Below are 12418 nucleotides of genomic sequence, written 5' to 3' on the forward strand. Positions count from 1 at the left end.
TGTCTGAAACACGGTGAAACAACGGTGCGTTGACCGGGTGCAGGGCGATGACCTGCGGGAGGTTGGTCTGGACCGCGGAAAACGCGCGGCGTGCGCCAAGCGGCGCGTCCGGGCCTGGCGGAGGGACAGGGCTGGGCATGTCCGGGCCGGGCGGAGGGACTGGGCCGGGCGGGCCGAGCGACTGGGGCCGGGCGGCGTCTATGCCGGGCGGCGCGCCCGCAGCGGGCGTTCGGCGGGGCGGGCCGGGGCGGTGCTCCCGCGCGGGACCAGCACCGGCGGTTCGAGCAGGACGTCCGCCACCCGCTCCCCCCGTACGTGTGCGAGCAGGACCTGCGCGGCGCGGTGGCCGTACTCCGGCACGCGGCGGCTCACTGCGGTCAGCGCGGGGTGCACCAGGCGGCACAACTCGCTGTCGTCCCAGGCGACGAGGGACAGCTCGCCCGGCACCGACACCCCCATCTCCTGGGTGACGCCGAGCGCGGCGACGGCCATCACGTCGTTGTCGTAGACGATGGCGGTGGGCCGTTCCGCGGCCGACAGCAGCCGCCGGGTCGCCCGCGCGCCGTCCTCCCCGGAGTAGTCGGTGTAGACGCAGGTGACGCCGCCGAGTCCCAGTTCCTCCGCGGCGGCCTCGAACGCCTCGCCGCGCTCGCGGGTGTGCACGAAGTGCGGCGGCCCGGCCACCCGGGCGATCTCGCGGTGCCCCAGCGCCGCGAGGTAGGCGAGGGTCTCCCGGACGGCGACGGCGTCGTCGATCCAGACCGACGGCACCCCCGGCACCCGGCCCGCGTGGCCCACCGCCAGGGCGGGCAGGCCGAGTTCGGCGAGCAGCGCGGGGCGCGGATCGGGTTCGCGCAGGTCCACCAGGAGCACGCCGTCCACCCGCCGCTCGCCCCACCAGCGCCGGTACGCCTCCTCCTCGGCGCCGGCGTCCTCGGTGACCTGGAGCAGCAGCGCCGTGCCGGTGGCGGCCAGGCCGGCCTCGACACCGGAGATCAGCCGCATGAAGAACGGTTCGATGCCCAGTACCCACGCGGGCCGGTCCACCACCAGGCCGATCGCGCCGGCCCGGCCGTCGGACAGCGCGCGGGCGGCGCTGCTGGGGTGCCAGCCCATCCGGGCGGCGATCTCCAGGATGCGTGCGCGGGTTCCCTCCGAGACGCCCGGTTTGCCGTTGAGCGCGTAGGACACCGCGCCCTTCGAAACACCTGCCGCCTCGGCGATGTCGGCGATGGTGGGGCGCTTCTTGGGGGACACGGGGGACATGCGGCCTCGGGTGGTGCGGGGCCCGCGGGCGGGCCGTGTGCGGCGATACGGCCCGCCCACCTTAACAACGCTGAACCGGGGCAGTGGCGTTGGCACCGTGGCCGCGGGATCTCCGCGACGGCGCCGCCGGCTCAACCGGTTGAGCGCCGCGGTCCCGCCCCGGTCCCGCCCCGGTTCAGCCGCGTACGGCCGAGATCTCCAACCGGACGTAGTCCGCGACGGGTTCGGCCAGCCGCGCGGCGACCGCCTGGACGAAGGGCTCGTGGTCGGCGTCGGCCATGGCGTCCAGCCGGGGGCCGAGGATGACGGTCGCGAGGAAGGACTCCAACTGCTCGCCGCGCTCGAACCTGGCCGGGTCGGGGCGCAGCCGGACGTCGATGTCGGTGAACCCGGCGGCGGCCAGCCGTTCGCGGGTGTCCTCCACGCCCGCGAACTCCCAGGTGTCGGAGGCGGTGCCGGTGACGTCGGCGACGGCCGCGTTCACCGCGGCGATGTTGCCGCGGCCGCCGCAGTCGCTGACCAGGCGGGCTCCGGGCCGCATCCGCTCGGCGAGCGACGCGAAGAGCGCGGAGTGGTCCTCGACCCAGTGGAAGGTCGCGACGCTGAAGACCGCGTCCACCTCGCCGTCGAAGGGCAGCGGCTTCGTCAGGTCGGCGAGCACGACCTCCACCCGGTCCAGGCGTCCGGCCAGCCGCTCGCGCAACTGGTCCAGCATGCGGGCGGAACCGTCCATGGCGACCACCCGGCCGTCCGGCAGCCGGTCCAGCAGCCCTTCCGTGTCGCGCCCGGTACCGCACCCCGCGTCCAGCACCCGCTCGTCGCCGCGCAGCGGCAGCCGGGCGAGCGTGCGCCGCCCCCAGCCGAGGTGCGGCAGCGGCAGGGAGTCGTACGTCCTGGCATCCCATTCCCGGGGCATGGCGCTCCAATCATCACGCGACCACGGCCGGCCGCCCGACGGCGGCGGTCCGGTGATCACCTCGACCGCCACAGTACGCCGTGGTGACCGCATGGTGATACCGGCGTCTCATATAATGGTCAGCTCTCGGGGCGCGCCGACCCCCGGAACGGCGTGCGGGCGGGGTGCGGGATACGGGCGCAGGGCGCCGGGCGCGGGGTGCCGTTTGTGCGTGGTACCGGGTACGGGCGCGGGTTCCGCCCGGCTACGGGCGCGGCGCCCAGACGGGGCTACGGTCCTTGTCCACCAGCGCGGCGCGCACCCCTTCGTGGAAGTCGGGCTCGCGGGCGGTGCGGCAGGCGCTCTCCAGCTCCAGGGCCAGGCACTCCGCCAGGCTCGCGCCGGCGCCCGCGCGCAGCAGCCCGAAGGTCAGCTCCAGGCTCATCGGGCTGGCCCGGTCCAGCACCGCGAGGGTGTCCTCGGCCCACGCCCGGTCCGCGGCGTCCCCGGCACCGGTCTGCGCGGCGAGCCGGTCCCGCAGTTCCGCCAGGTCCGGGGCGGAGAAGCAGCGCTCGATCGCCGCGCGGTGCCCGGCGAGTTCGGAGGGCGGCGCGGCCACGGCGAACCGTTCCAGCACCGCGTCCGGGGCGCCGCCGTCCGCGCCCGTCAGCGCCTCCTCCAGCGCGGGCAGGTCCGCGGCGGGAACGTAGTGCGTGGCCAGGCCGCACTCGACCGCGGCGGCGCCCGAGATCCGTACGCCCGTCAACCCGAGGTACCAGCCGACGGCGCCCGGCAGCCGGGGCAGGAAGTAGGTCGCGCCGATGTCCGGGAAGAACCCGATCGCCGTCTCCGGCATCGCCAGCACCGCCCGCTCGGTGACCACCATCGCCGAGCCGTGCACCGAGATGCCCAGCCCGCCGCCCATCGCGTACCCGTCGACCAGCGCGGTGTACGGCTTCGGGAACCGGGCGACCAGCGCGTTCAGGGTGTACTCCGTGCTGAAGTACGTGCGGACCGCCGCGTCGTCGCCGCGCAGGCCCGCGGCGCGCATCGCCAGGATGTCGCCGCCGGCGCAGAACGCCTTCGGGGAGGTGCTGCGCACCAGCACCGAACGGACCGCGGGGTCCTGCCGCCATCCGCGCAGCGTCGTGTCGATCGCGCGGGCCATCTCCAGGTCCAGCGCGTTCAGCGCACCCGGGCGGTCCAGTTCCAGGACCCCCACACCTGAGGCGGTGACCGCGCCGCGCACCGTAGCCGAGGTCTCTGCCCTGCCCATGTACCGCTCCCAACGTCGTGCCTACGGCGCCCCTGGCCGGCGCGGGCTCCCGCGCGGCTCCCCGCGGAAGGACCGGCACGCACCCGGGCCCGGCCCGCGGGTGATCCCGGAACCGACAGTACGCGGCGGGTCGGGCGGGTTGATACGCTGCCCGGGAGCCGTGACTGGCGTGCTGGGATGGGTGCAACCATCGGGAAGCGGCTCGCGCGAAACAGAAGTGCCGTGCGCCTGGGCCACCCCGTTGCCGAATCTCCGGAGGACCCCGCCATGGCCGAACCGTCTGTCACCCAGCAGTCCCCGCACACTCCGCAGTCCCGCCAGTCCGTCGAGTCCACCGCGTTCCGCAGCGCCCTTGAGGTGATCCGGGGCGTCGAGCCGCGGGTCGCGGACGCGATCGCCGCGGAGGTCGCCGACCAGCGCGAGATGCTCAAGCTGATCGCGAGCGAGAACTACGCCTCGCCCGCGGTGCTGCTGGCGATGGGCAACTGGTTCAGCGACAAGTACGCGGAGGGCACCGTCGGCCGCCGCTTCTACGCGGGCTGCCGCAACGTGGACACCGTCGAGGCGCTCGCCGCCGAGCACGCCCGCAACGTCTTCGGCGCCGCGCACGCCTACGTGCAGCCGCACTCCGGGATCGACGCGAACCTCGTCGCGTTCTGGGCGGTGCTCTCGCAGCGGGTGGAGCGCCCGGCGCTGGACAAGGCCGGCGTCCGCCAGGTCAACGACCTGACCGAGCAGGACTGGGCCCGGCTGCGCGCCGACTTCGGCAACCAGCGGATGCTCGGCATGTCCCTGGACGCGGGCGGCCACCTCACGCACGGCTTCCGCCCGAACATCTCGGGCAAGATGTTCGAGCAGCGCAGCTACGGCACCGACCCGCGGACCGGCCTGGTGGACTACGACGCGCTGCGCGCCGCGGCCCGCGAGTTCCGGCCGCTGATCCTGGTCGCGGGCTACTCCGCCTACCCGCGGCTGGTCAACTTCCGCATCATGCGCGAGATCGCCGACGAGGTCGGCGCCACGCTGATGGTGGACATGGCGCACTTCGCCGGCCTGGTCGCGGGCAAGGTGCTGACCGGCGACTTCGACCCGGTGCCGCACGCGAACATCGTCACCACCACCACCCACAAGTCGCTGCGCGGCCCGCGCGGCGGCATGGTGCTGTGCGACGACGCGCTCGCCGAGCACGTGGACCGGGGCTGCCCGATGGTGCTCGGCGGCCCGCTGCCGCACGTGATGGCGGCCAAGGCGGTGGCGCTGGCGGAGGCCGCCCGGCCGGAGTTCGGCACGTACGCGCACGCCGTGGTGGACAACGCCCGCTCCCTCGCCGAGGGCCTGATGCGGCGCGGCGCGACGCTGGTCACCGGCGGCACCGACAACCACCTGGCGCTGATCGACGTCTCCTCCTACGGCCTGACGGGCCGTCAGGCGGAGGCGGCACTGCTGGACGCGGGCATCGTCACCAACCGCAACTCAGTGCCGCAGGACCCGAACGGCGCCTGGTACACCTCCGGCATCCGCATCGGCACCCCCGCGCTGACCACTCGGGGCCTGGGCGCGCCGGAGATGGACGAGATCGCCGGCCTCATCGACACGGTGCTGGCGGCCACGACCCCCGCCGCGGCGGCGAAGGGCGGGACGTCGAAGGCCAACTACGTGCTGGACCCGGCCGTCGCCGAGCAGGTCGCCGCCCGCTCCGCCGACCTGCTCGCCGGTTTCCCGCTCTACCCGGGCATCGACCTGAGCTGACCGGCCCGCCGGACCGGAACGGCCCGCCCCTCGTACGTCGTCGCGCGTACGAGGGGCGGGCCGATCCATGTGCCCGGGCAGATCGGGCGAACCCGAGCGCCGGACCGGCCGGACGGGCCGGACTGCCCGGGTGCCCGGGTGCCCGGGTGCCCGGGTGACGGATCAGGTGAAGGACCAGATCACGCCGTGGTTGGCGATGGTGACCGCGACCATGACGGCCAGGTCGGCCACGCCGAGCGCCAGGCCGAGGGCCGCGCGGCCGCGGCGGCGGGTGCCGCGGGCGAACGCGACGAGCGCGAGGACGACGGCGGCCGGGCCGAGCACGACGTTCATCACCAGCAGGCCGGGCAGGCCGAGCAGGAAGGACGCGACGGCCATCCCGTCGGCGTCACGGACGTTGCGGGAGACGGCGGAGGGCTCGGAGGCCGCGGAGGCCGCCGGGGCGGTGCGGATCGCGGTGGTCGTGCGCGCGGCCGAGGAGCCGGCGTCGACCGGGTGCGCTGCGGTGTTCACGGTGTTCCTCTCGGAAACGGTGGGTTCTTCCGGTCCGCCGATCGGGCGGCGCCGGACGGGCGGCCCGCTCAGCGGTGGCGGCGGGCGACACCCTCGCGGACGGCGAAACCGAGCAGCCAGGCCGCGATGGCGGCGGCGAGCACGGTGAAGACCGTGAGCGAGGTGTGGGCGGCGGCACCCATCAGGATGCCCATCCCCAGCAGGAGGACGACGAGGCTCATGTCTGCTGCACCTCCAGCGAGTCGAGATTTCAGATGACAGTTGTTCACTGACTTCTCCAGTGTACGGTGGCCAAAGTCGGAGAACGGTTGTTTACTGAATGACATGAGTCACACTTCCGACGCCCCCGGGACCGGGGCGGCCCGGGCAACTCGGGCGGAGCAGGCGGGCGTTGCCGCGCAGCCGTCCGCCGAGGGGCACCAACCGGGCATCCGCCAGGCCCAGAAGCAGCAGACCCGGCAGGCGCTGCTCGACGCGGGCCTGCGCCTGCTGGAGCACCAGAACCTCAGCAGCCTCGGACTGCGCGAGCTGACCCGGGAGGTGGGCGTCTCCCCCGCCGCGTTCTACCGCCACTTCCCCGACATGGCCGGCCTCGGGGTCGCCCTGGTCGACGAGGCGCTGGGCAGCCTGCACGACATGGTCCGCGCGGTGCTCGCCGACGGCGCCGACGGTTCGGTGCCCGACGTCCTGATCGAGCGCACCGTCGCGATCACCGCGGCCTACGTCGACGAGCACCGCCCGCACATCCGCTTCATCGCGCGCGAGCGGCACGGCGGCGTGCGGACCGTACGGGAGGCCATCGCGGCCGAACTCGGCCGGTTCACCGACGAGGTGGCCGCGGGCCTGGCCGCGCAGCCCTCGTCGGCCGGCTGGTCCCGGGCCGAACTGCACGTGCTCGCCGGGCTCTACGTCGACCACATGGTGATGACCGCCGCGGAACTCCTGGAGGCGCCGCGCGACGACACCGCCGTGCGGCGGCGGATCATGCACGCGGCCCGGCTGCGGATGCGGATCATCAGCGTGGGCCGGCGGCACTGGCTCGACCCAGAACCGGACTGACCCGGGGGACGGCGTCGCGCGCGGACGCGGGAGGCCGGCGGGCCCGTCAGTGGAGTACGGGACCGTGCGACAGGACAGCACGGCCCCGAGCCTCACGGGGCGGGCGCGAGGGGGGGCGGACAGGGCCTTTTGGAGTCGGTACGGACACGGTCCGCACCCGCACCGGCTCTCCCCCGCGGGCCTGCGCCCCCCTCGGGCACACACGGCATCCCGGGACGCCGTCCACCGATCATGGGTCGGACCCCCGTCCCGGCGGGAGGACGGAACGCGCCACCTGATGGTCGAAACGCGCCAGATCGCGCGTAGGCTGCTGACACGTCCCCGACGGACCGCCGCGGGACGCCCAGGACGACCGCCGACCGCCGGAGTTCCGGTATGCCGCCAGCAGCGCCCATAACCGACCTGCCCACCTCGCACCTGCACCCGCACCCGCACCCCGGCGTGACCCCGTGCCCGTGCCCGCCCGTACACCAGGGGCCCGCACACCAGAAGTACGACGGACGACGCGGCGGGCAGGGCGAAGGCGGTGGGGACAACGCGCAGGGCCCGTACGGCGGTACGGCCCGCACGTCCGTCCCCGCCTCGCTGGCGGGGGCCCCGCTCACCGACTCCGTCGTGGTGCCCCGCCTGATCGCGACGGCCACCGCGAACAACCCGCGCGAGGCCGAACAGTTGGTACGCGCCGCCGGGCTGCCGCACATACTCGGCCAGCCGGAGACCACGCGTGCCCCGTCCACCCGCACCTACCGGCTGTGGGGCGCGGTGCTGGCGCGCACCGGGCGGGTCGACGCCGGGCTGCTGGCCGCGGCCGGCTACCGGCCCGGCCTGCTCGACGTGTTCGACTACCTGATGACCTCCGCGCCGACCGTCGGCGAGGGCCTGGCCCGCGGCGCGGCCCACATCCATCTGATCAGCAGCAACTCCCTGCTGACCATCGACGAGTCCGACGACGAGGTGACCATCGGCTACGCCGCACGGCACGGCGACGACGAACTGCGCTGGGTGGTCGCGGAGTTCGCGCTCGCGGTGCTGACCAGGCAGCTGCGGCACTCGACCGGTCGTGAACTCTCCCCGGTCCGGGTGGAGTTCGCCCATCGGGCGCCCCTCAGGCAGGCCCCGCACCAGGAGGCTTTCGGGAACGCCCGGTTGGAGTTCGGCGCGACGGCCGACGCGATCACGCTGCACCGGCAGGACCTGGAACGGCGGTTGGACACCGCCGATCCCGCGCTGGCCGCGATCATGCTGCGCGCCGCGGCCGAGATGCCGGCGCCGCGGATACCGCGATCGGTCGCCGTACCCGGACTGCGCGAGGTGATCGCCGAGCAACTGCCCAATGGACGGCCCTCGTTGGCGGATGCCGCGCGACGCCTCGCGATCAGCACGCGTACCCTGCAACGCAGGCTCGGCGACTCCGGCACCACCTGGCGGGCCGAACTGGACGCGGTACGGCGCGAGCAGTCACTCCGGCACGGGAGCGCGGGCTCCGCTCAGCGCGCGGTGCGGCTGGGCTTCGCCGAGTCGCGCTCGCTCCGGCGCGCGATGAACCGCTGGGACGCGGACAACCGCGGCGAGGGCGCACGCACCGACGGCAGCACCGGCCGCGGCGGCGACCACGACACCGGCGGCCACAGCACCGACGGCGACGGGACCGGCGAGCGGTCCGGCACACCACAGGAGGCGGGCACGGCGTGACCGACGGAACCGAGCGAGCCCAGTACAGCGAAGGCGGCGACCCGGTCTGCTGGTCGGACCGGGCGTGCGAGGAGTGCGGGGCCTTCCGGGAGACCGCGGACCCGACGTGCGCGCGCTGCGGCAGCCCGTACCCTGGCGCCGGCCCGTCAAGTCCGGCGGGACCGCGCCCGCTCCCCTCGGAACACGTCCCGTCCGACCGGCAGAACGCGCCTCCACCACCGTCAGCGCTCCGACCGCCCGGCCGGCGAGCCGAGCAGTGACCGTCGGCACCGGCGCCGTACTGGTCTTCAGTGCGACCGCCGGATACCGGCACGCCTCGATCACGGCGGGCGCCGCCGCGCTCGCGGAACTCGCCGGCCGGCACGGCATGCCCGCCCGCCACACCGAGGACCCGGACGACCTGCGGCCCGACGCGCTCGCGGGCTGCGCGGCGGTGGTGTTCCTCTCCCCCACCGGCGAGGTCCTGCACGACCGGGCCCGGGCCGCGCTGCGCGACTTCGTGACGGGCGGCGGAGGCTTCCTCGGCATCCACGCGGCGACCTGCGCGGAGTACGACTGGCCGTACTACGGCGAGTTGCTGGGCGCGCGCTTCGACGGGCATCCGCGGGTCCAGCCGGCCGACGTGCTCGTGCACGACCGTACGCACCCCGCGACCGCGCACCTCCCGGCCACCTGGCGCTGGACCGACGAGTGGTACGACTTCCGCGCGGGACCGGCCGGTCGGGGCGTGCGGGTGCTCGCGTCCGCCGACGAGGACAGCTACGAGGGCGGCACGATGGGCGCCGTCCATCCGCTGGTGTGGTGCCACCGGGTGGGCGAGGGAAGGGTGCTCTACACCGCGCTCGGCCACCTCGAATCCGCCTACGCCGACCCGGACTTCCGCCGCCATCTCGACGGCGCGCTGCTGTGGTGCGCGGGAACGGCGGAGTGAGTCTCATCCCGATCGCCCACCGGGGGCGCGCGTTCTGGCGTACACGCCCGTAATTACGGCCTTTCGTATCCGCCACGGGCGACGGCGCTACTACGCTGAGTGGCGGCAGGAGAGTGACGGCGCCGGGGAGTCGGGAGGGCCGTATGGACGCTGAACCTGCGAGGGCGGTGGAGACGGACATCGAACGGGTGGGCGGCCGGCCCACCGAGCAGCTCGCACGGTTACTGGCCCGCGCCGAGAACGGCGCGCAGGCCGCGCGGCACCTGGCCGAGGTGCACAGCGCGCTGATGCACTACTGCGGTCTCCAGTCGTGCCGCCACGCCAAGGGGCCGCCGCGGCCGATCGACCGGCGCACCTACCGGCACAGCTTCCTGCTGCCGGACGGCGGGGTGCGGCTGGTGTGGGAACTGGAGCACAACACCGGGCCGGGCGGCGAACTCCGGTACGCCGTCTTCACCGACCGGGGCGAACTCGCACTCGCCGAGTGGGAGGCCGACACGGCGTTCGGCCGGCCGCCGCCGTGGACCGGCCCGGACGACGGCAGCGATCCGGCAGCGGCCGACCTCGGCGGCGTCGCCGGAGTCGCCGGAATCGCCGGAATCGGCGGGCTCGCGGACCTGGACGGGCTCGCGGACCTGGACAGTGAGGCGGGCGGGGCCGGTCCGGGCGGCGCGGCGGGTCCGGGCGGGCTCGACGACGTGGACGTCCTGGGCGACCCGGCGCGGTCGGCGCCGCTCCCCCTGCCGCCGCTGCCCGAGCCGCACGGCTGCCACCGCGCCTACACCGAGGCCGACTCACCCGAGCACGCCCGCCGCCTGCTGCGCCGCGCGTCGAACGCCAACCCGCCGGGCGAGGAGGTCCATCGGCGGCTGCACGCGGCCATCGCCCACACCATCGGCATCGTGACCCGCCGCAGCACGCTCGTCGCCGGCCGCACGGTGACCTGGTCGCTGTACGAGCACGCGTTCCTCCTGCTCGACGGCACCGAGTTGAGCCTGTGGGAGATCGACCACACCCGCACCCCGAACGGGAGCCCGGTGTGCGAGGTCTACGCCTCGCGCGACGCGGCACTGGACACGGCGGTCCGCCGGATCGAGGCGGGCTGACCTGACCGGTTCGGCCGGGTGGCAGGAGCCGTACGCCTCCTGCCGCCCGCCGTGGCGGCCCGTGCCTGCCTCAGCCGTCGCCGCCGCGCTCGGGATGGCTGTCCGGTTCGGGGTGGGCGGCGGCCTCCGGGGACGTGTGGTCGTGGCCGTACTCGCAGATCCGGTCGTGCTCGTCCTCGGCGGCGAACCTGACCAGGGTCAGCCGGGAGAGCGGAGGCACGTTGCCGGTGCGGCCGGCCCGGCGCCAGGCGACGAGCACGGTCAGCCGGATCATCTTCCGGGCGACGTACACCAGCAGGGCGGCGAGCGGGAGTTCGGCGACCACCGCCGTGATGATCGCGCCGGTCAGCTCGTCGCTGTTCCAGTCCAGCACGATGTCGAACCAGGCGTCGCAGCACAGCAGCGCGGCGGTGACCAGCGCCCACGGGATGAAGATCTGCAACCGCCGCCACGCGCACAGCGCGGTGATGCCGATCGCCACGATCAGCGCGCCGTCGAAGCCGACCCAGGCGAAGCGCCACTGGTCGACCTCGTGGTGGGTGGGCAGGCTGGCCGAGAGGTAGCCGATCCACGGGATCAGGAAGAGGAAGCTGCCGGTGACGACGGCGAGGAACATCCGGCGCAGGTGACGCACGTGGTGGTCGTGCAGGGACGGGACCTCGTGAACCATGTCGTCCACTGTGCCCGACGCGTGTGCCCGACGGGGCCCCGCCGCGAACGGCGACGAGCGGATCACGGGCAGGACGGGACCGCGGGTGATCCGTTCGGCGGCGTGCCCGGCGCCGTACCGAACGGGTCGAGGGAGCCCACGGCCTCCGACAGCGCCTGGAAGACGTCCTCGCCGAGCGGCGCGACGACCCGGGCCCGCAGGGTCCGCGCGAGCGAGCGGGAGGCGGCGAGCACGGACTCGGCGCCGGCCGAGGTCAGCGCGGTGTAGACCACCCGGCGGTCGGCGTCGGAGGGGCGGCGCTCGACGAGTCCGGCGTCGGCGAGCCGGTCGACGAGCTTGGTGGTGCCGGCGGTGGAGAAGCCGAGCGCGGCGGAGAGCTGGTTCATGGGCGCGGCCTGACCGGGCGCGGTGACCAGGAACATCAGCGCCTGGAAGGAGCTCGGCGCCAGTCCCTGCTCGGCCTCGACGTCGGCGAGCATGTCGTCGGTCAGCCGTCGCACGCCCGACTGGAGGGCGTGCCACCGCTTCAGCAGGGCCAGTTCGTCGGCGTCGGGGCACGCTTGCGCCGCGTTGCTCCGTACGGGTTCCACCACCATGGCTCCAGGATAGCCTTCGAGCTATCATCTCGCTGGTTAGCTAATTACTGGTAACGTATTGAGCGTTCCACCAGCCCGAGGGGCCGATCCGGCCCGCCCGCGCCCGGAGAGGACGACATCCATGTCGCAGACCACCGCCGAAGCCGGACGCTGGGTGCTGGACCCCGCGCGCTCCTCCGTCGGCTTCCGCAGCAAGACGTTCTGGGGGCTGCTGACGGTGAAGGGCACCTTCGGCACCGTCAGCGGCGAGGGCGAGGTCGCGCCCGACGGCACCGGGCGCGGCACCCTCACCATCGACGCCGCCTCCCTCGACACCGGCAACGGCAAGCGCGACACCCACCTGCGCTCCGCCGACTTCTTCGCCGTCGACGAGCACCCGACGATCGTCTTCACCGCGAGCTCCGTCACGGCCCCCGCGGACGGCTCCGGCGAGGTCCAGGTCACCGGCGACCTCGCGGTCCGCGGCGTCTCCCGCCCGATCGCCTTCCCCGCCCGGGTCACCCTCGCCTCTCCCCAGGAGGCCACCCTGGAAGCCGATCTCCCCGTGGACCGGGCGGAGTTCGGCATCACGTGGAACCAACTCGGCATGCTGCTCAGCCCGTCCACGGTCGTCGTCACCGCGCACTACCGCCGCGAGAGCTGAGCGCGCGCCCTCGGGCGGTCCC

At 74.4% G+C, this 12418-nt stretch carries 13 protein-coding genes and 1 riboswitch; of the genes, 6 read left to right on the top strand and 7 right to left on the bottom strand.

Annotated features, from left to right (window positions below):
* Positions 1–198: 198 nt before the first annotated feature.
* From OG896_RS04690 to OG896_RS04700, 3 genes are all read right to left on the bottom strand, one after another.
* Entirely contained in the window at positions 199–1266 is a 1068-nt protein-coding gene (locus tag OG896_RS04690; protein WP_329362647.1) for a LacI family DNA-binding transcriptional regulator, read from the bottom strand.
* A gap of 175 nt (positions 1267–1441) precedes the next feature.
* A complete protein-coding gene (locus OG896_RS04695) occupies positions 1442–2182 on the bottom strand; it encodes a class I SAM-dependent methyltransferase (protein WP_329362649.1) in 741 nt (246 codons plus the stop codon).
* Positions 2183–2426: 244 nt separating this feature from the next.
* Positions 2427–3437 carry an enoyl-CoA hydratase/isomerase family protein gene (locus OG896_RS04700; protein ID WP_329362651.1) on the bottom strand — a complete coding sequence of 337 codons (1011 nt, stop codon included), beginning with the start codon at positions 3435–3437 and terminating at the stop codon, positions 2427–2429.
* A gap of 150 nt (positions 3438–3587) precedes the next feature.
* Positions 3588–3678: riboswitch (ZMP/ZTP riboswitch) on the top strand.
* 26 nt (positions 3679–3704) lie between these two features.
* Here OG896_RS04700 and OG896_RS04705 point away from each other — a divergent pair.
* Positions 3705–5186, top strand: a complete 1482-nt coding sequence (locus tag OG896_RS04705) for a glycine hydroxymethyltransferase (protein ID WP_329362653.1) — start codon at positions 3705–3707, stop codon at positions 5184–5186.
* A 162-nt stretch (positions 5187–5348) separates the two neighbouring features.
* Here the strand turns inward: OG896_RS04705 and OG896_RS04710 are convergent, their stop codons facing one another.
* Both OG896_RS04710 and OG896_RS04715 read right to left on the bottom strand, forming a co-directional pair.
* The gene (locus OG896_RS04710) at positions 5349–5699 is read right to left on the bottom strand and encodes a DUF4190 domain-containing protein (RefSeq protein ID WP_443056936.1); all 351 of its coding nucleotides are present in this window, start codon (positions 5697–5699) and stop codon (positions 5349–5351) included.
* Positions 5700–5767: 68 nt separating this feature from the next.
* Positions 5768–5920, bottom strand: a complete 153-nt coding sequence (locus OG896_RS04715; RefSeq protein WP_328472002.1) for a hypothetical protein — start codon at positions 5918–5920, stop codon at positions 5768–5770.
* A 103-nt stretch (positions 5921–6023) separates the two neighbouring features.
* Here OG896_RS04715 and OG896_RS04720 point away from each other — a divergent pair, with 103 nt between their 5' ends.
* The 4 genes from OG896_RS04720 (at position 6024) to OG896_RS04735 (ending at position 10487) form a co-directional block, all read left to right on the top strand.
* Positions 6024–6758 carry a TetR family transcriptional regulator gene (locus OG896_RS04720; protein WP_329362656.1) on the top strand — a complete coding sequence of 245 codons (735 nt, stop codon included), beginning with the start codon at positions 6024–6026 and terminating at the stop codon, positions 6756–6758.
* 375 nt (positions 6759–7133) lie between these two features.
* The gene (locus OG896_RS04725; protein ID WP_329362659.1) at positions 7134–8450 is read left to right on the top strand and encodes an AraC family transcriptional regulator ligand-binding domain-containing protein; all 1317 of its coding nucleotides are present in this window, start codon (positions 7134–7136) and stop codon (positions 8448–8450) included.
* A gap of 256 nt (positions 8451–8706) precedes the next feature.
* Complete coding sequence (locus OG896_RS04730; protein WP_329362661.1) at positions 8707–9381, top strand: ThuA domain-containing protein; 675 nt, start codon at positions 8707–8709, stop codon at positions 9379–9381.
* 143 nt (positions 9382–9524) lie between these two features.
* Entirely contained in the window at positions 9525–10487 is a 963-nt protein-coding gene (locus OG896_RS04735; RefSeq protein ID WP_329362663.1) for a DUF6227 family protein, read from the top strand.
* Between the two features lie 70 nt (positions 10488–10557).
* Here OG896_RS04735 and OG896_RS04740 read toward each other — a convergent pair whose 3' ends face one another.
* Together OG896_RS04740 and OG896_RS04745 are read right to left on the bottom strand one after the other, a co-directional pair.
* A complete protein-coding gene (locus tag OG896_RS04740; protein WP_329362665.1) occupies positions 10558–11157 on the bottom strand; it encodes a hypothetical protein in 600 nt (199 codons plus the stop codon).
* Positions 11158–11219: 62 nt separating this feature from the next.
* Positions 11220–11753, bottom strand: coding sequence for a MarR family winged helix-turn-helix transcriptional regulator (locus OG896_RS04745; RefSeq protein WP_329362667.1), 534 nt, complete (start codon positions 11751–11753; stop codon positions 11220–11222).
* Between the two features lie 121 nt (positions 11754–11874).
* Between OG896_RS04745 and OG896_RS04750 the strand changes: the two genes are divergently transcribed.
* The gene (locus OG896_RS04750; protein WP_329362669.1) at positions 11875–12396 is read left to right on the top strand and encodes a YceI family protein; all 522 of its coding nucleotides are present in this window, start codon (positions 11875–11877) and stop codon (positions 12394–12396) included.
* Positions 12397–12418: the final 22 nt, after the last annotated feature.

Source organism: Streptomyces sp. NBC_00669, assembly GCF_036226785.1.
Classification (GTDB): domain Bacteria; phylum Actinomycetota; class Actinomycetes; order Streptomycetales; family Streptomycetaceae; genus Actinacidiphila.

Excerpts from the sequence above, each read along its gene's own strand:
- OG896_RS04690 (WP_329362647.1), bottom strand. The coding sequence starts at position 1,266 with ATGTCCCCCGTGTCCCCCAAGAAGCGCCCCACCATCGCCGACATCGCC.
- OG896_RS04695 (WP_329362649.1), bottom strand. The coding sequence starts at position 2,182 with ATGCCCCGGGAATGGGATGCCAGGACGTACGACTCCCTGCCGCTGCCG.
- OG896_RS04700 (WP_329362651.1), bottom strand. The coding sequence starts at position 3,437 with ATGGGCAGGGCAGAGACCTCGGCTACGGTGCGCGGCGCGGTCACCGCC.
- OG896_RS04705 (WP_329362653.1), top strand. The coding sequence starts at position 3,705 with ATGGCCGAACCGTCTGTCACCCAGCAGTCCCCGCACACTCCGCAGTCC.
- OG896_RS04715 (WP_328472002.1), bottom strand. The coding sequence starts at position 5,920 with ATGAGCCTCGTCGTCCTCCTGCTGGGGATGGGCATCCTGATGGGTGCC.
- OG896_RS04720 (WP_329362656.1), top strand. The coding sequence starts at position 6,024 with ATGAGTCACACTTCCGACGCCCCCGGGACCGGGGCGGCCCGGGCAACT.
- OG896_RS04725 (WP_329362659.1), top strand. The coding sequence starts at position 7,134 with ATGCCGCCAGCAGCGCCCATAACCGACCTGCCCACCTCGCACCTGCAC.
- OG896_RS04735 (WP_329362663.1), top strand. The coding sequence starts at position 9,525 with ATGGACGCTGAACCTGCGAGGGCGGTGGAGACGGACATCGAACGGGTG.
- OG896_RS04740 (WP_329362665.1), bottom strand. The coding sequence starts at position 11,157 with ATGGTTCACGAGGTCCCGTCCCTGCACGACCACCACGTGCGTCACCTG.
- OG896_RS04745 (WP_329362667.1), bottom strand. The coding sequence starts at position 11,753 with ATGGTGGTGGAACCCGTACGGAGCAACGCGGCGCAAGCGTGCCCCGAC.
- OG896_RS04750 (WP_329362669.1), top strand. The coding sequence starts at position 11,875 with ATGTCGCAGACCACCGCCGAAGCCGGACGCTGGGTGCTGGACCCCGCG.